Annotated in this window: 14 protein-coding genes; 9 read left to right on the top strand and 5 right to left on the bottom strand. The window is 66.3% G+C overall.

The annotated features are described in order from the left end of the window. Positions 1-94 precede the first annotated feature (94 nt). The 4 genes from WJ542_RS25200 (at position 95) to WJ542_RS25185 (ending at position 3225) form a co-directional block, all read left to right on the top strand. Complete coding sequence (locus WJ542_RS25200) at positions 95-412, top strand: hypothetical protein (RefSeq protein ID WP_411192191.1); 318 nt, start codon at positions 95-97, stop codon at positions 410-412. A gap of 667 nt (positions 413-1079) precedes the next feature. Next, complete coding sequence (locus tag WJ542_RS25195) at positions 1080-1673, top strand: IMPACT family protein (RefSeq protein ID WP_411192190.1); 594 nt, start codon at positions 1080-1082, stop codon at positions 1671-1673. A 327-nt stretch (positions 1674-2000) separates the two neighbouring features. Next, positions 2001-2240 (top strand): hypothetical protein, encoded by a 240-nt coding sequence (locus WJ542_RS25190; RefSeq protein WP_411192189.1) that lies wholly within the window; start codon positions 2001-2003, stop codon positions 2238-2240. 580 nt (positions 2241-2820) lie between these two features. Next, positions 2821-3225, top strand: coding sequence for a helix-turn-helix domain-containing protein (locus tag WJ542_RS25185; RefSeq protein ID WP_411192188.1), 405 nt, complete (start codon positions 2821-2823; stop codon positions 3223-3225). 66 nt (positions 3226-3291) lie between these two features. Here WJ542_RS25185 and WJ542_RS25180 read toward each other — a convergent pair whose 3' ends face one another. After that, a complete protein-coding gene (locus WJ542_RS25180) occupies positions 3292-4881 on the bottom strand; it encodes a sensor domain-containing diguanylate cyclase (RefSeq protein ID WP_411192187.1) in 1590 nt (529 codons plus the stop codon). 226 nt (positions 4882-5107) lie between these two features. Here WJ542_RS25180 and WJ542_RS25175 point away from each other — a divergent pair, with 226 nt between their 5' ends. After that, positions 5108-6694, top strand: a complete 1587-nt coding sequence (locus tag WJ542_RS25175) for an inorganic phosphate transporter (protein ID WP_411192186.1) — start codon at positions 5108-5110, stop codon at positions 6692-6694. A gap of 104 nt (positions 6695-6798) precedes the next feature. Here WJ542_RS25175 and ppk2 read toward each other — a convergent pair whose 3' ends face one another. The 3 genes from ppk2 to WJ542_RS25160 form a co-directional block, all read right to left on the bottom strand. Continuing rightward, positions 6799-7719, bottom strand: coding sequence for a polyphosphate kinase 2 (gene ppk2 / locus WJ542_RS25170; RefSeq protein ID WP_411192185.1), 921 nt, complete (start codon positions 7717-7719; stop codon positions 6799-6801). A gap of 147 nt (positions 7720-7866) precedes the next feature. Beyond that, entirely contained in the window at positions 7867-8250 is a 384-nt protein-coding gene (locus tag WJ542_RS25165; RefSeq protein WP_411192184.1) for a VOC family protein, read from the bottom strand. After that, positions 8235-9020 (bottom strand): TetR/AcrR family transcriptional regulator, encoded by a 786-nt coding sequence (locus WJ542_RS25160; protein WP_411192183.1) that lies wholly within the window; start codon positions 9018-9020, stop codon positions 8235-8237. Before WJ542_RS25160 ends, WJ542_RS25165 begins: the two co-directional genes overlap by 16 nt. Positions 9021-9186: 166 nt before the next feature. On the opposite strand from WJ542_RS25160, the gene WJ542_RS25155 reads away from it, so the two are divergent. Continuing rightward, a complete protein-coding gene (locus WJ542_RS25155; protein WP_411192182.1) occupies positions 9187-10605 on the top strand; it encodes a carotenoid oxygenase family protein in 1419 nt (472 codons plus the stop codon). A gap of 89 nt (positions 10606-10694) precedes the next feature. On the opposite strand, the gene WJ542_RS25150 is transcribed toward WJ542_RS25155, so the two are convergent. Further along, positions 10695-11780 carry a diguanylate cyclase domain-containing protein gene (locus WJ542_RS25150; RefSeq protein ID WP_411192181.1) on the bottom strand — a complete coding sequence of 362 codons (1086 nt, stop codon included), beginning with the start codon at positions 11778-11780 and terminating at the stop codon, positions 10695-10697. Positions 11781-12012: 232 nt separating this feature from the next. Here WJ542_RS25150 and WJ542_RS25145 point away from each other — a divergent pair, with 232 nt between their 5' ends. The 3 genes from WJ542_RS25145 to WJ542_RS25135 are packed head-to-tail and all read left to right on the top strand — an operon-like array spanning position 12013 to position 16828. Further along, complete coding sequence (locus WJ542_RS25145; RefSeq protein WP_411192180.1) at positions 12013-14814, top strand: monovalent cation/H+ antiporter subunit A; 2802 nt, start codon at positions 12013-12015, stop codon at positions 14812-14814. After that, entirely contained in the window at positions 14814-15146 is a 333-nt protein-coding gene (locus WJ542_RS25140; protein ID WP_411192179.1) for a Na+/H+ antiporter subunit C, read from the top strand. The genes WJ542_RS25145 and WJ542_RS25140 overlap by 1 nt, the downstream gene beginning before the upstream one ends. Continuing rightward, positions 15143-16828 (top strand): monovalent cation/H+ antiporter subunit D, encoded by a 1686-nt coding sequence (locus WJ542_RS25135; protein WP_411192178.1) that lies wholly within the window; start codon positions 15143-15145, stop codon positions 16826-16828. Before WJ542_RS25140 ends, WJ542_RS25135 begins: the two co-directional genes overlap by 4 nt. Positions 16829-16830 lie beyond the last annotated feature (2 nt).

Raw genomic sequence — 16830 nt, 5'->3', positions numbered from 1 at the left:
GTTCGCATCCTGGCCTATAAGCTCGGTTTCGTGAGTGACGGCAAGGCGGCCTCCGCCGCCATACCGTAACGACGGACTCTAGAGGAGGAACCTGATGAACACAAAGAGCTGGAAGACCCCCGCTCGCGCCATCGCAGCGGCACTGATCGCCGGCGGCGCGCTGATGGGCGCCACGAGCGCCTTCGCGCAATCCGCGCCGTTCGCGCTGCGCGCCGATTCGCAACCGCAGTATGGCGAGCCGCACATGATGCCTGTCGACGTGCAAGTCTCGATCGGCTGGCATGGCGACCGCTACTGGGACGGCCATCGCTACTGGGAACACGACGAGTGGATGCACCATCATCCGCACGATCCGGGTCCCCCGCACTACCACGAAGACGACCATCGTCCGCCGCCCCCGCAGCACTACTGATCGGGTCGGCTACCTGTTGCCGCCGCGCTGCCGTTGTCGGGCGGCGCCCCGCACCGAAGCCGGTTTTCCTCGCGGAAAACCGGCTTCGCGCATTTGACGGAAAGAAAATTGCAAGTAATTGAAGGTAATTTGTATGAATTGATTCGCGGCGAGCGGGCGGGTAACTTATCTCTGCGTTTCGTTCCCCGGAGCGCACGGTGTATTCTCATTCGCCCCGGCCGGCAACGCCCGGGGCATTTTTCTGGAACACCCCAAGATTTTTTTTGCGTTGCGCAATGATTTTGGCGCGCGTAAGGTTGAATCGCCTCTTGAGAACAGGCGAGCCTTATGAGCCCCGGTCACAGGACAACGTCCTGACCGGGCTTTTTTTTGGGGCTCTCGCGTTGAGCGGTGGAAATTCCGGAGGGCCTCGCTGCAGCACCGCACAAGCCGGCGGCAACGAGCGGAAAGCAGAAAGATGACGGATCACCGAATGAGGAGTTCGGTTTCGCTCCAGCCAGAGCTAGACCCGCCACGACGACCATTATCGGGGCTGGCCGCCGAAGCGTCATTAGCACAGGCTGCAAGAATCCATTACGGATTTCGTCAAAATTCGGGGCCCGACGCGTCGGAAGCGGCCGTTCACATCGGTTAACATGGCGGTTTCGCCCCTGCCGCGCCCTCTGTCTTGCCCACCTTCACGCTAGCCGCCCCCCTCCGCGCAGAACTCGAGATCCGCAAGAGCCGCTTCATCGCGCATGCCATTCCGGTTGCCGGCCGCGAGGCTGCCATGGTCGAGTTGCGCCTGCTGCGCGAAGCGCACCCTGCGGCCACGCACGTCTGCTGGGCACTGCTCGCGGGCGGCCAGTCCGGCATGTCCGACGACGGCGAGCCCTCCGGCACCGCTGGCCGGCCGATCCTCGAAGTGCTGCGCCATCACGACCTGGACGGCGTGCTGGCCGCCGTCGTTCGCTATTACGGCGGCGTGAAGCTGGGCGCGGGCGGCCTCGTGCGCGCCTACACCGACGCAATCGCGACCGCGCTGCAAGGCGCCGCACGCATCGAGCGCATTGCGCAGGCGCGCCTGATCGTCGAGGTCGGCTATCCCGACGAAACGCGCGTGCGCCACTGGCTCGAGCAGGCGAAAGCCTCCCTCGTGGAGAGCGCCTACACGATGACCGTGCGCCTGACGATCGAATTGCCCGCGACCGAGGTGGAGGCCGCGCGGGAGACGCTGCGCGATCTCACCCAGGGCCGCGCCGGCTTCCCCGCGCACGGGTGAGGCCCCGCGCGCGTAACGTGGCGAAAAGCGGTGCAAAAAGCCGTGCAAAAAAAAGACCGCCGAGGCAATCGGCGGTCAACAGGGGACGTGAAGAACAACCGCGAATCGACTATCGAATCGACCCGACGACTCCATCATGGCGACCCAAAATTAAGACAAACTTAAACGCCGCCCAAACTACCCAATAACTTTTCGGCGACACGCGCGAACAGCCCAAAGGCGCACAAAAACGTGCTCGCTATAATCGATTTGTCACAGACATTCGGGCCCATTCCGGTCGCCCGACACCTGTCGGATGTCCGTCCACCGCGACAAGAAGAGCTGCCCATGAGATTCGATCACCTCAAGGAAGGTGCGGGAGCCGAACGGCGTCATCGGCTGTGGAGCAAGATACGCATCTTCGTGGCAGCCATGGGCACGCTCGGCGCCGCCGCCGGCATAGCGATCGCCGTATTCGGGCTCGTCCAGTTCAACCATCGCGAAGTCATCACAGGAGTGGCCGTGATCGTTATCTCGACGGCGGTGTACGTGTCGATCCTCGTGCGCGACCGCAACCGGGTCGACTAGCAGGTCGACCAGGCCGCTGCCCGTTTGCATCCGCACGAAATGACGCTATACGCTGCGATAAGGCGTGATACGGCATTAGATCAGACTTGAATCGCAGACTAAAACCGAAACAACGCATTGCGCATGCGCTGCCGGAACCGCGAAAGCGGAATACGTAACGCTCGTGCGCATTGTTCCGCAATCCGGTCCGATTGATTTTGCCGATAGTCCACGATAATCCACAAGTCAAGCAGACTATTTTTCGCGGGACTATACACATTCCCAACAAAAACATTTATTAATATTCGCTGCGGGGCGCAAGCGCGTACCGCCCGCACCCCACCTGGGGCGCAACACTTCGCCGTCCGCTACAGGCCAGGCGTGATCCGTTGCCAACGCAAGGCCGTGGCAAGCGACAAGACCCACATGCAGGAACCGGGGTTGACAGCTTTGCATGGGACCCAACCCGGCGCCCGAGCGCCAACCTGGGTCAACAGCTTTGCATGGGACCCGAGTCAGCGCTGAGGCGCCAACCCGGGTCGACAGGAGCGGCGTATCCGCAATGCCGCATGACCGGAATCTTTCGTCGACGAGTGATCACATGCTTACCCGAACCGAGGACTTGCCAAGCGTCACGAGAAGAATGGCCGCGGGCCAGATGCTTATCGAAGGCGCGACCGTGAATGTTGTCGCTGATTCCCTCCACCTTTCCGCACAAACCGTGCGCCGTTACAAAACGATCGTCGAGGATGGCGGGCTCGCCGCACTCAAACAGATGAGCGTGGGCGGCCGCCCTTCCGTGCTCGACCAGGCCGCGCTAGGCTGGATCGCCAGCGCGCTGCACGGCTCCGCGCGCGACCACGGCTTCGCAAGCGACGCGTGGACCAACAGCCGCGTGCGCGAACTGATCGGCCGCCAGTTCGGCGTGCATTACTCGCGCGTCTACACGTGGCAGATCGTGTCGAACCTCGGTCTCGGCCATCGCCTGTCGAAATCGGCACGCTGACCCGCAGTTGTCTTTCAGTTGTCTGGAGTTGCCACGCAGCCGGCCCGCTGACCGCCCGGCGCCCGTTCAGGCCGCGGCCTGCGGGCCCGTATTGGCCGGCTCGACACCCTCCCCGCTCCACGGCCGCGCCTTTACCTGGTTGCGGCCGCCCGCCTTGGCTTCGTAGAGCAGGCGATCCGCGGCGGCCAGCAGTTTCACGGCGCTGCCCCCTTGCGGCGGATCGCAGCTCGTGCAACCCACGCTCACCGTGACGCGGCCGTAGTGCGACCCGCTGTGCGCGAGGTTCGCCGACTCGATGCGCCTGCGAATCTTTTCCGCGATCTTCACGGCGCTCTCGAGCGCCGTGCCGGGCAGCACCACGGCAAACTCCTCGCCGCCATAACGCGCCGCCATGTCCGACGTGCGCCGCGCGCCCGCCGCAATACGCCCGGCCACGAGCGCCAGCACTTCGTCGCCGGCGGCATGGCCGTAGGTGTCGTTGAAAATCTTGAAGTGGTCGATGTCGAAGAACAGCACCGAAAGCGGCTCGTGCTCGCGCACCGCGCGCTGCCATTCCGCGGCGAGGCGGCTGTCCAGCGCGCGGCGATTCGCGAGGCCCGTGAGCGGGTCGGTCACGGCGAGCCGCATCAACTCGCCTTCCGCGATCACCTTGTCGCGCAGCGCGAAGGCCAGCGCCCACGACACGATTATCCAGGCGCCGCCGAACAGCGTCGTCATGGCGATGGCGAACCAGGCGCGCCTGCGCCACGGCAGGAGCACGTCGTCCACGGCCGGCGCGATGCCGACGATCAGCGGCGCGTTGTCGATGTGCTCCCACGTGAAGATGTGCATCCTGCCGTCCAGCGGCGAGCGCCCGGTGTAGGTGCCCGACGGCCGCCGCGAAATGATCGCGTAGTTCGGCGAATCGGCATAGCTCGTGCCCATGCCGCGCTGCGCCGGCGGCTTGCTGGCGAGCATCGTGCCGTCCTGCATCATGATGAACACGCGGCCGTGGCGGCCCACGTCGATGCGCTCGAGCAGGTGCTGGAAGTATTCCAGCCGCACGGCCAGCAGCGCCACGCCGGCGAACTCACCCTCGCGCCCGTTGATGCGCCGTGACAGGGCGATTGTCGGCACGCCGCCACGCAAACGCGAGAAATAAGGCTTCGAAAAGAAGAGGCCGGTGTCGGGGCGGCTCGCCTGGGCGAGAAAGTAGTCGCGGTCGGCAAACAGCACGCCGGTCGCCGCCCCGCCGCTCTGCGAAGCGGCCACGTAGCCGTCGGCGCCGACCACGTAGGCGCCGCCGAGCGACGATGCCGCCGTCGCCCGGTTGAACAGCACCTGCTGGCGCAGCGCCTCGGGCAGAGTCCAGGTTTGGGGCTGCTGCGCACCCGTCACCACGGCCTGAAGCGCGAGATTGTAGATTTCGACATTGCGCGCAATATCGCTGCTCACGATCCGCACGATGTTGCGCGAATTCTCCGCGGCGTGGCTCAGTTCCTCCGAGCGGCCGCTGTAGATCGCCGCCAGGGTCACGCCTGCCATGACCGTCGCCACGAGCGAACCGGACATGCCGCCGAAAAGCGGATGCCCACCGATCAGCCAGATCGCCTGCCTGCCGCGCGCGAGCCACCACCGGCGCGCGCGATGACGTAGCGCGAGAACCCGCTTTGGCACTGTCGCGATCCTCCGTGATGATGCAATGCCGGTCTGCGCCGGGCGGAATCGGGCCACGACGCGCGCCGGCGCGTATAGCTAGGTATAGACAGGTATACGTCTGATGTTTCCGGTCCCGACCCGGCGACGAACCTTGCATGCAACTGTCATAAGCCCGACACGACAGCAAGCGATGATCGGTACGTAGCATTTGCCGATTTTTTTACGCACAAGGAGCCCGCAGGCCATGCCGGATATTTCCCTGTCGCCGCAACCGGGCGCAGCCCAGTCGCGCGGCCGCAATGCGAGCATGCTCGCCTTCTTTGCCGTCATTGCCCTCGGCATAGGCTATGTCGGCGTGCACCTGTCCGACGACCTCTCGCCCATCCACCAGAGCTCCGTGCTGCCCTGGGTGCTGCTGGGCTTCGCGCTCCTGATCGCCCTCGGCTTCGAGTTCGTCAACGGCTTCCACGATACCGCGAATGCGGTGGCGACCGTCATTTACACGCACTCGCTCGAGCCGCATCTCGCCGTGATCTGGTCGGGCTGCTGGAACTTCCTGGGCGTGCTGACTTCCACGGGCGCCGTCGCGTTCGGCATCCTGCAGTTGCTCCCTGTCGAACTGATTCTCCAGGTGGGCAGCAGCGCAGGCTTTGCCATGGTCTTCGCGCTCCTCATCGCCGCCATCATCTGGAACCTCGGCACCTGGTACTTCGGTCTGCCCTCGTCCAGCTCGCATACGCTCGTGGGCTCGATCATCGGCGTGGGCCTCATGAACCAGTTGATGCACGGAACGTCCGGCACGAGCGGCGTGGACTGGAGCCAGGCGCTCGGCGTGGGCAAGGCCCTGCTGTTTTCGCCGCTTGTCGGCTTCCTGCTTTCCGCCCTGCTGCTCCTCATCCTGAAAGCCGTGGTGCGCGTACCCGAGCTCTATGCGGAGCCCAAGGGCAACGAGCCGCCGCCGTTCTGGATCCGCGCGCTGCTGATCCTCACCTGCACGGGCGTTTCGTTCGCGCACGGCTCGAACGACGGCCAGAAGGGCATGGGCCTCATCATGCTGATCCTGATCGGCACGGTGCCCACGGCCTATGCGCTCAACAAGGCGGTCACGCCGGAACAGACGCAGACCTTCCTCGCCGTCGCGCAGCAGGCCTCGACCACGCTCGGCAAATACTCGAACGGCGTGGCCGCTCCCACCGAACCGCGCGACGAAGTCGAACGCTACATCAGCTCGCGCCATCTCTCGCCGCAAACGGTCCCCGCGCTCGCGGCGCTCGCCACGCAGGTGGGCGAGCAAGTGGGCGGCTACGGCTCGATGTCGAACGTGCCGCAGTCGATCGTCGATAACGTGCGCAACAACATGTACCTCGCCTCGGAAGCGATCCGCCTCATGGAGAAGAGCAAGCAGCCGGCCTTCTCCGCCGTCGACGCCAAGGCCATCGACAACTTCCGCACCGCGACCGACCACGCCACCAAGTTCATCCCGACGTGGGTGAAGGTGGCCGTGGCGATCGCGCTGGGACTCGGCACCATGGTGGGCTGGAAGCGCATCGTCGTGACGGTGGGCGAGCGCATCGGCAAGCAGCACCTCACCTACGGCCAGGGCGCCTCGGCCGAAGTGGTCGCGATGGCGACGATCGGCATGGCCGACGTGTACGGCCTGCCGGTCTCCACCACGCACGTGCTGGCCTCGGGCGTGGCCGGCACGATGGCGGCGAACGGTTCGGGTCTGCAATGGAGCACGGTGCGCAGTCTCATCCTCGCATGGGTGCTCACGCTGCCCGCTTCGATCGCGCTCGCCGCCGGGCTTTACTGGGTGTTCCGCCACGTCTGAGCAGACGTCGCGCTGCACATGAAAAAACGGCGCGCGCTCCGACTGGAGCGCGCGCCGTTTTCGTCGCCGTTTTCGTTTATCGCGCCGTGTAGCCGCGCCGGAAGTCAGTACACGTCCGGCACGATCATGTTGTCGGGCACCGGCTGGCGGATATAGTCCGGATGATGCTCGCGCGCGGGCAGCGTCACCTGCGGGTGCTCGATCTCGTGATAAGGCACCTGGTTCAGCAGGTGACTGATGCAGTTCAGGCGCGCGCGCTTCTTGTCCACGCCCTGCACGACCCACCACGGCGCCTCCGGAATATGCGAGCGCTGCAGCATCACTTCCTTCGCCTGCGTGTACATCTCCCAGCGGCGGCGGCTTTCGAGATCCATCGGGGAGAGCTTCCACTGCTTGAGCGGATCGTCGATGCGGCTCTGGAAGCGGATCTCCTGCTCGTCGTCCGTGATGGAGAACCAGTATTTGAGGATCTGGATGCCGCTTCTCACGAGCATCTTCTCGAACTCGGGCACCGACCGGAAGAACTCTTCGTATTCGTCGTCGGAGCAGAAGTTCATCACGCGCTCCACGCCCGCGCGGTTGTACCAGCTACGGTCGAACAGCACCATCTCGCCGCCCGCCGGCAGATGCTGGACGTAGCGCTGGAAATACCATTGCGTGCGCTCGCGGTTGCTCGGCGCGGGCAGCGCGGCTACGCGGCACATGCGCGGGTTCAGGCGCTGCGTGATGCGTTTGATGACGCCGCCCTTGCCCGCCGCGTCGCGGCCTTCGAAGATCACCACCATGCGGTGGCCCGTGTTCACGATCCAGTCCTGCAGCTTCACGAGCTCGCCCTGCAGACGGATCAGCTCGCGGAAATAGACGCGGCGCAGCTCGCGCGCGTCGTCGCCGATATGCAGGCCCGTGTGGTGGAGATGGTCGTCGACCTCCATTTCGAGCTCTTCGTCGTAGGCATCGATCAGCTCCTCGTCGAGCCGGCGGCGGCGATCCTGCTCGGCTTGCAGTTCGCGGTCGGTTTCGTTCATGGCGACTCTCCTGTGTCGGTCAAATGGCAATCCGCATCGCTCACGCGGCGACGGTATCGCAGCACTATCGGCGCTATGGGTGTCATTCGTATTTCAAACACGTCGATATGGCGTAAGTGGACGCCTTCGCGCCCGTATGCGCCAACCTCATCCCAGCGGCTTCGCAAAGCTCAGCTCATGGCCGTCGGGATCGAGCAGATGGAAATAACGCTCGCCCCACGGCGCGTCCCGGGGCGCAAATTCGGGTGTGTGGCCTGCCGCGAGCGCCTCGCGGTAGAACGTGTCCACGTCGCGGACGTAGAGAATCACGCGCCCCCAGCCCGCAATGGCGCCATGCGGGCCTTCCAGCAGGTTCAGATAGCCTGGCGGCCCCCCACCCTCGCCCAGCACGAACGATGCGAATCCCGGCACCGCATGACCCGGACGCTGCCGAAAGCCGAGCGACTCGTAAAAACGCACCGACCGCCCGATTTCGCTGACGGTCAGCGTCACGGCGCTCAGCGATTCGATTTGCGTTACGCGTTCTTCCATGCCGCCGGCTCCTCTGTCGCCCGCCGGCCGGTCGAATCGGCCTTCGGCGGTGATGCCGCCACGCTGCGCCGCACGATCCCCATCTGCTCGATCGCGGCATCGACGAGTTCTTGCGGATCCCGAAACGTATCGGTGGCGGCCGCAATCCGGGTGAGACGGTGGTCGACGAGCAGCGAAGCGAGCCCATGAACGTAGGCCCATAGCGCGGTCATCGCCACCGCTTGCGAGCCGCTGAGCTCGGCAAAGGCGTCGGACGCAGGCGACGACGACGGCGGCTCCGCACCGGCCACGCCGGCCAGTTCGCGAGCGGACAGGCGCCGGGCCTCCACGAGCGACGGCCGCCCGGCATCGAGCAGTTCGTTGCGCGCCATCAGGCGAAACAGATCCGGGTTGTTCACGGCAAAGTCGATATAGCCCCGCGCGGTCGCCCGGCTGCGCGCTTCGTCCCCCTCCACGCCCCGCGCGCGCTCGATCATGGACGCGGCAAGGCGGCGGTGCCCGGTCGCGGCCAGTTCGCTCAACACGCCCGTCGTATCGCCGAAATGGTGCTGCGGGGCCGTGTGCGACACCCCCGCTTCGCGGGCGATCGCCCGCAGCGTGAGACCGCGCAGACCATCGCGCCGGAGCACGGTTTCCGCTGCGCGCAACAGCGCGTCGGGCAGCGAACCGTGATGGTAGCGCCGCGCCGGCGCCGGTTCGCTCCCGGGTTTGTTCCCGGCGCTGCTCGTTCGGGTGGCCGCCGTGCCCCCTGCCCGGATCTTCTTCTGCATGATGGACTTCAACTACGCAATTGATTTCTCCAATGGAAAAATATCTTGACCATGTTCGGCGGCCAAGTCAAAATCTTTCCACTGGAAACATTGGGTAGCCATCACTACCTGAGCGCACCCGACGACCGAACCCGCCAGGCTGGCCGAGCACAACCCGGAGATCATCGTGTCATTGCCCTTTCCCGCCGACGAGCCCTTTCTCAGCGGCTACTACGCGCCGCTGCACATGGAATGCGACGCGGCCAATCTGCCGATCACCGGCACCATGCCGAAGGCGCTGCGCGGCACGCTCTACCGTAACGGACCGAATCCGCAATTCGCGCCGCGCGGGCCGTACCACTGGTTCTCGGGCGACGGCATGCTGCACGCGTTCCAGATCGAAGACGGGCGCGTGTCCTACCGCAATCGCTGGGTGCGCACGCCCAAATGGGTCATGGAGCACGACCGCGGAGAGGGCCTTTCGGGCTCGCTGTCTCACCGGCACCTGAGCGACCCGGCCCTGCGCGAACTCAATTCCACAGTGGCCAACACCAATGTGATCTGGCACGGCCACCGCCTGCTCGCGCTGGAAGAAGCGCACGCGCCGTTCGAAGTGGACCCGTTCACGCTTGCGCCGCGAGGCTACTATCGCTACGACGACAAGCTGCCGGGCGCGATGACGGCGCATCCGAAATACGATCCGGTTACCGGCGAGCTGGTCTTCTTCGCTTATGCGGCGACCGGCCCGTTCACCCGCGACCTCGTGCTTCACGTGGCCGATCGCGAGGGCCGGCTGCAGCGGAGCGTGCACTTCGCGGCGCCGTTCCCGAGCATGGTTCACGACTTCGCCGTCACGCGCACGCACATCCTCTTCCCGGTCTTCCCGCTGACGGGTTCCATGGACCGGGCGACGGACGGGCTGCCTCCCTATGCGTGGGAACCGGACAAGGGCACGCATATCGGCATTCTGCCGCGCAACGGCACCGCCGACGACGTGCGCTGGTTGCCCGCCGATCCGTGCTTCGTTTTCCACGTCATGAACGCATTCGATAACGGCAAGCAGATCGTCTGCGACGTGATGAAATACGACACCGCCCCGCTGTTTCCACGTCTCGACGGCACGCCCGTGGGAAACGAGCCGCCCCGCGCGCGACTCGTGCGCTGGACTCTCGGCCCGGACAAGACAGCCAGCGTGGGAGAGCAGTTACTGGACGACCGCCCCGGCGAATTCCCGCGCTTCGACGAGCGTTTCGCGATGTCGCGCTACCGGCACGGCTACTTCAGTTCCGCACCGGCCACGGAGGGCGCGAAGGGAACGCGCTCGCGCGTGGGCCTCGCCCACATCGATGTGACGACCGGCCACACCGCGGAATGGCTGCCCGACCTCGGCGACTACTGCAGCGAACCGGTGTTTATCGAGCGCCATGCGGATGCCGCTGAAGGCGACGGCTGGCTGCTCGCCGTCGTCTGGCGCGGCGGTGAAAACCGCAGCGACCTTGCGGTGTTCGACGCCACCGACGTTGCATCCGGCCCGGTTGCCCTCGCGCATCTGTCCCACCGCGTGCCGGCGGGCTTTCATGGCAACTGGCGCAGCGCCGCCGGCTGATCTCGCGCACAGGGAATGCGCCTCGCCAGCACTGCGAAACAACAAAGAAACAACGAAGCAGCAACGCAGGAAGGCGCCGCCCGCACCCGCTATCGAACCGTGGAAGCCACGGGCATCGAGAGGTTCGCATCGGCGAACGCCGTCTGGCCGTTTCCGCGCGATTTGGCGCGGTACATGGCGCCGTCGGCGGCGCGCATCACGGTCCGGGCGTCGCGCGGAACGTCTCCGGTTCCCTCGGCCAGCATGCACACCCCGATGCTGCCGGAGATCGCAACCGGATAGCCGCCAATGGTTCGTATGTCGCTCAGGATCGCGTGAATCTTCGCGGCTTGCGCCAGCGCGCCGGCCCGGTCGTGAATGCGGTGCGCCAGCACCACGAATTCGTCGCCGCCAAGGCGAGCCAGCGTATCGCCGCGCCGCATCTGATGGGTCAGCGTGATGGCGAAACTGCGTAGCAGTTCGTCCCCCACCGCATGCCCGTAGTCGTCGTTCACTTCCTTGAAACCATCGAGGTCGATAAGCAGCAACGCCGCATGAACGGCACCGGCGCCTCGAACGGCGAGCGTGCGGCCAATGGCCTGCTCGAGCCGGGCGCGGTTGCTCAAACCCGTCAGCGGGTCGGTGGCCGCCTGCTTTTCCAGCCGGTACACCAGCACCGCGAGGTAGAGCGATGTCGCCGCCACGCTGAGCATCAAGCCCGCGCCGGCCGCGACGTTCGCGCGCCACCACGGTTGCCAGTGCGTCAGTCCGGCGAAACCGCAGAACGCCACTGCGCACGAGAGGGCCAGCATGCTTCGGCCGTAACGGCATCCGGCGCCGACGAGGAACCAGAAAACAACCCATAGAAGCGGCAGCGCGGCCTCGCCGCCGACGGCCAGCGCCGTCATCAGCACGACCTGATCGGCAAACGTGGCAAGCGTCAACCTGAGCACCGAGCGCGCCGGGCGGAGTGTCGTGGCAAGCCAGGTCGCCGCGCCGAACACCACGTACAACGCGACGGCGCCCGACGTCGCCCATGTCTCTTTCGAGTGAGAGGCCTCCGCGGCGACCAGGTACGCGAACAGCACCACAGTGCCAAGCGTTATGCGCAGTAGCGCCTGCTCCTTTTCTGGGTTCTTCTGAAACGCGCCGAATACGCCTTGTCCGGACCAGGATTGAAAGTCCCCCTCGCCCATGCCCGCACCCCCGCCCGTATTCCGTAGTTATCGACCGGTAGTCTAACGCGCCCGCGTGTCCCGGCGTGTTCGATTGTCGAGCTGCCAGGCGTTCACCCGCGCAACTCATGCCACCTGAATGAACTCAGGCCCCGTTTGCGGCTATGATCGTGAGCGACGCCGCCCTGGCACGCGCGGCGTCCCACGTTCCCCCGTCCATTCATCACGCACACGATCAACCGGAGATAACCGCATGGTATTGGGGTGGCTCGTCGTTCTCCCGTTCGCGGCGGCGGCGCTCGTTGCGGTGGCGATGCAGTTCGCCCGGCCGCTCGCGACGTGGATCGCATTCGCCGCAGCGCTCCTCGGTCTCGGGTTGCTCGCGAGCAAGCGGGTGGGCATGCCGACTTACGGCGTCCTGCAATGGCGGCACGACTGGGTGCCCGAGCTCGGCCTCGCGCTGAGCCTGCGACTCGACGGCCTCTCGTTCATGTTCGCGCTGCTGGTGCTGGCCATCGGCCTGCTCGTGTTCGTCTACGCGCGCTACTACCTCGCGGGTAGCGAATCGCTGCCGCGTCTCTACCTGCTCCTGCTGCTTTTCATGGGCGCGATGCTGGGCCTCGTGCTCTCGAACAACCTGCTGCTGCTCGTGATCTTCTGGGAACTGACGAGCCTCGTTTCGTTCCTGTTGATCGGCTTCTGGCCATCCCGCCCCGATGCGCGGCGCGGCGCGCGCATGGCCCTCACCATCACGGGCGCGGGCGGCCTCGCGCTGCTGGGCGCGATGCTGCTGCTCGGGCACGTGTGCGGCAGCTACGAGCTCACCGACGTGCTCGCGCAGGCCGGCAACGTGCAGAAGAGCCCGCTCTATCCGGCGATCCTGCTGCTCCTGCTGTTCGCGGCGTTCACGAAGTCGGCGCAGTTCCCGTTCCACTTCTGGCTGCCGCATGCGATGTCCGCGCCGACGCCGGTCTCCGCCTACCTCCACTCGGCCACGATGGTAAAGGCCGGCGTGTTCCTGCTCGCGCGTTTCTACCCCGTGCTCGAAGGCACGGACTGGTGGTTTTATACCGTGAGCCTCGCCGGTCTCGTGACGCTCACGGGCGGCGCGGCCATGGCGCTCGTGCAGCGCGATCTCAAAGGCCTGCTCGCGTATTCGACGATCAGCCATCTCGGCCTCATCATGCTGCTGTTCGGCCTCGACACCGAACTCTCCACCGTCGCCGCGCTCTTTCACACGTTCAACCACGCGGTGTTCAAGGCATCGCTGTTCATGGCCGCGGGCATCATCGACCACGAAACCGGTACGCGCGACCTCGGCCGGCTGCGCGGCCTGCACCGCTATCTGCCATGGACCGCGGCGCTCGCGGGCGTTGCCTCGCTGGCCATGGCGGGCGTGCCGCTCCTCAACGGCTTTCTCTCGAAGGAAATGTTCTTCGGCGAAACGCTCGCGCAAGGCCTCTTCGGCGAGTTCAACTGGGTCATTCCGGCGCTTGCCGTGGTGGCGGCCGGACTCTCGGTGGCGTACTCGCTGCGCTTCGTCTACGGCGTCTTCTGGGACGGCTCGACACCGCGCGACCTGCCGCAGTATCCGCCGCACGAGCCGCCGCGCTTCATGCGTCTGCCCGTCGAAATTCTCGTCGTGCTGTGTCTGCTGGTCGGCCTCTTTCCGCAGCAGACTATCGGCCGGATGCTCGAATCGGCGGCGTGGTTCGCGCTGGGCGGCTCGCTGCCCGTCTACAGCCTGAGCATCTGGCACGGGTTCAACCTGCCGCTCGTGATGAGCGTGGCCTCGTTCGCTGCCGGCGCGCTGCTGTTCTTCTTCCGCCGTGACGCTTTCCGCCATCATCGCTCCAGGCTCTCCGAAATGAATGCGAGCGAAGGCTTCGACCGCTTCGTGCAGCATCTGGAGGAAGCCGCTGCCGTGGTCGTGCGCGTATTCGAGAATGGCTCGCTGCCGTCCTATCTCGCGTGGATGGTGGCCGCAATGATCGTCGTGCCAGGCGCCGCGCTGCTGGCCCTCCCCCGGTTCGGCGGCACGCTTGCCCTCACGAGCGTCGATCCGGTCACGTTCATCGGCCTCGTGCTGACCGCACTCTGCGCCCTCGCCGTCGTGCGCGTTCGCACCCATACGCTCTACGCACTCATCCTGCTGAGCACCTGTGGCCTCTTCGTGACGCTCGCGTTCGCGCGCTTCTCCGCGCCCGACCTCGCACTTACGCAAATCTCCGTGGAAGTCGTCACCGTCCTGCTGCTCGTGCTCGCCATCTACTTCCTGCCCGGCGAACAGCGCGTGATCGAGCCGGTCCCGGCGCGTGTGCGCAACGGCGTACTCGCGCTCGCGGGCGGCGCGCTGCTGGGCGGCGTCGCCTGGGCCGTGATGACACGCCCCGCCGGCACCGGCATCGCCCCGTTCTTCCTCGCGAATGCGCTGCCCGGCAGCGGCGGACACAACGTCGTGAACGTGATCCTGGTGGACTTCCGCGGCTTCGACACGATGGTGGAAGTCAGCGTGCTCGTCGTCGCGGGTCTCGCCGTCAAGGCGCTCCTGCGCGGCCTGCGGCTCCCCCCGCCCGCCGCGGGGCCGGGCGGCCTGCCGTGGTCTTCGCAGTCGCATCCGCTGCTGCTCGCCCTGCTCGCGCGCCTCATGCTGCCGCTCACCACGCTCGTCGCCGTGTTCGTGTTCCTGCGCGGCCACAATCTGCCGGGCGGCGGCTTCATCGCGTCGCTCATCGTTTCGGTCGCGCTCCTGCTGCAATACGTGGCGAGCGGCGTGCTGTGGGCCGAGTCGCGCATCCGCATCAACTACCGCACGCTCGCGGGCCTCGGCCTGCTCGTGGCCGCGTGCACGGGCGCCGGCAGTCTCGCGTTCGGCCAGCCGTTCCTCACGAGCGCATTCGGGCATCTGCATCTGCCGCTCATCGGCGAAGTCGAGTTGAGCACCGCCATGCTGTTCGATCTCGGCGTGTTCTGCGCCGTGGTCGGCACCACGCTCACGATCGTCTCGCACCTCGGCACGCGCGACAAAGACCTGCAATCCGTGGAGAAAAGCTGATGGAAGCCGCTTTTGCCGCGACGATCGGCGTGCTCTGCGCCTGCGGCCTCTACCTGCTGCTGAGCGCGCGCGTGCTGCCCGTGATCCTCGGCATTACGCTGTTCTCGTATGCCGTCAACCTCTTCCTGCTCGGCATGGGCCGGCTCTCCCTGGGCAAGCCGCCCGTGATCGCTCCCGGCGCGCAGTATGCCGATCCCGTCCCGCAGGCGCTCGTGCTCACGGCCATCGTGATCGGCTTCGCCATGACCGCCTTCACGGTCGTGCTGGCGCTGCGCTCGCTCGCGCTCAGCGGCTCCGATCACGTGGACGGCAAGGAGATCGACGGCGCATGAACCATGCCCTCATCCTGCCCATCCTGATCCCGCTCTTCGCGGCGGGCGCCATCGTCGCGCTGCCGGTGCGCGCAAAACGCCTGCAGCGTGCGCTCAACGTCGTCGCCACGATCGCGCTCCTGCCTGTCGCGATCGCGCTCGCCGCGCGCGCCGCTTCGGGAGAAATCGCGACCTATTCGCTCGGCGCGTGGCCCGCGCCGTTCGGCATCGTGCTGCAGCTCGATCGCCTCGGCGCGCTCATGCTCGTGCTCACCGCGGTGCTGGCGTGCTGCTGCCTGCTCGGCACCTCGAGCGCCGACGCCCGGCGCGGCCGCTACTTCCGCGCGCTGTGCCAGTTCGAGCTGATGGGTCTGAACGGCGCGTTCCTCGCGGGCGATGTCTTCAACCTGTTCGTATTCTTCGAACTCCTGCTGATTGCCTCCTACGCGCTGCTGCTGCACGGCGGCGGCCGGCGCCGCGTGCGCAACGGCCTGCATTACCTGCTGCTGAACCTCGTGGGCTCGTCGTTCTTCCTGATCGCGCTGGGCGTGCTGTACGGCCTCACCGGCACGCTGAACATGGCCGACATGGGCGAACGGCTCGCCCATCTCGACGCCGCCTCGCTGCCGCTCGCCCAGTTCGCGGGCGCGATGCTGATGCTCGTGTTCGGTCTGAAAGCGGCCGTCTTTCCGCTCTCGTTCTGGCTGCCGCAGGCGTATCGCAGCGCGATCGGCCCGGTGGCCGCGCTCTTCGCGATCATGACGAAGGTGGGTGTGTATGCCATGCTGCGCTGTGACGCGCTGGTGTTTGGTGGGGGTGGCACTCCAGGTGCCGGCGGCTTGCTCGATCATTTCATGCACGACTGGGCATGGTGGCTCGCCATCGCGACAATCGCATTCGGCGCGCTGGGCGCGCTCGCCGTGTCGAGCCTCAAGACCACGACAGCGTATCTCGTGCTGGTCTCGGTAGGTCTCCTGATTGCGGCGGCGACGCTGCAAACCGCGGCCGCATGGAGCGCACTGCTCTACTACCTCATCAGCACGACGCTTTGCTCGGCGGCGCTGTTTCTGCTGGCCGACACGCTGGAGCCGGAGGCGCCGGAGCCGGCCGCCGACGAACCCGGCTCGCACGCCGCGCTAGACGACACCACGGCGCCCGCTCTCTCGCCCGTGGCCGATGGCGACGTGCTCGTGGCCGAACCCGCCGTCGTGGCGGAAGTGGCGGCAGAAACGGCGGCGCGCAGCACGACATCGCCTTGGCCCACGCAAACGGCAACCTTGCTCTATTTCGTGGGCGCCGTGGGCGCGGCGGGCCTGCCGCCGCTCTCGGGCTTCCTCGGCAAGGCGATGGTGCTGGCCGCCACGCCCATCGACAAAGCCGCCACGCTGTGGCCCGCCGTGCTGCTTTCGAGCCTGCTCCTGATCGTCGCTCTGAGCCGCACCGGTACGCGCCTGCTGTGGGCCGCGCCCGCTTCGCGGGCGTATGCGGCGGCGGCGCCAGTAGCACCGCGCGGTACGCGCGCCAAGCTTGGAGCGTGCGCGCTGCTGCTCGCCTGCGTCGTGGCCGCCACGCTCGGCGCGGGCCCGCTCAAGCGCTATCTGGACGCCACCGCCACGCAGTTGCTCGATCGCGCCGCGTACGTGCATGCCGTCCTTCCCGATGTAACACCAGCGGCGGTGGCTCCGCAAGGCAACGGGAACTGACC

This window comes from Paraburkholderia yinzeri, assembly GCF_046581065.1.
In the GTDB taxonomy this organism is placed as follows: domain Bacteria; phylum Pseudomonadota; class Gammaproteobacteria; order Burkholderiales; family Burkholderiaceae; genus Paraburkholderia.
The sequence above is the reverse complement of the archived record's forward strand: the minus strand, read 5'-3'. Positions and strand labels throughout refer to the sequence as shown.

What these genes read in the sequence shown, in the direction of transcription:
- WJ542_RS25200 (WP_411192191.1), top strand. Translation starts at nt 95, where the DNA reads ATGAACACAAAGAGCTGGAAGACCCCCGCTCGCGCCATCGCAGCGGCA.
- WJ542_RS25190 (WP_411192189.1), top strand. Translation starts at nt 2,001, where the DNA reads ATGAGATTCGATCACCTCAAGGAAGGTGCGGGAGCCGAACGGCGTCAT.
- WJ542_RS25185 (WP_411192188.1), top strand. Translation starts at nt 2,821, where the DNA reads ATGCTTACCCGAACCGAGGACTTGCCAAGCGTCACGAGAAGAATGGCC.
- WJ542_RS25175 (WP_411192186.1), top strand. Translation starts at nt 5,108, where the DNA reads ATGCCGGATATTTCCCTGTCGCCGCAACCGGGCGCAGCCCAGTCGCGC.
- ppk2 (WP_411192185.1), bottom strand. Translation starts at nt 7,719, where the DNA reads ATGAACGAAACCGACCGCGAACTGCAAGCCGAGCAGGATCGCCGCCGC.
- WJ542_RS25165 (WP_411192184.1), bottom strand. Translation starts at nt 8,250, where the DNA reads ATGGAAGAACGCGTAACGCAAATCGAATCGCTGAGCGCCGTGACGCTG.
- WJ542_RS25160 (WP_411192183.1), bottom strand. Translation starts at nt 9,020, where the DNA reads ATGCAGAAGAAGATCCGGGCAGGGGGCACGGCGGCCACCCGAACGAGC.
- WJ542_RS25150 (WP_411192181.1), bottom strand. Translation starts at nt 11,780, where the DNA reads ATGGGCGAGGGGGACTTTCAATCCTGGTCCGGACAAGGCGTATTCGGC.
- WJ542_RS25145 (WP_411192180.1), top strand. Translation starts at nt 12,013, where the DNA reads ATGGTATTGGGGTGGCTCGTCGTTCTCCCGTTCGCGGCGGCGGCGCTC.
- WJ542_RS25140 (WP_411192179.1), top strand. Translation starts at nt 14,814, where the DNA reads ATGGAAGCCGCTTTTGCCGCGACGATCGGCGTGCTCTGCGCCTGCGGC.
- WJ542_RS25135 (WP_411192178.1), top strand. Translation starts at nt 15,143, where the DNA reads ATGAACCATGCCCTCATCCTGCCCATCCTGATCCCGCTCTTCGCGGCG.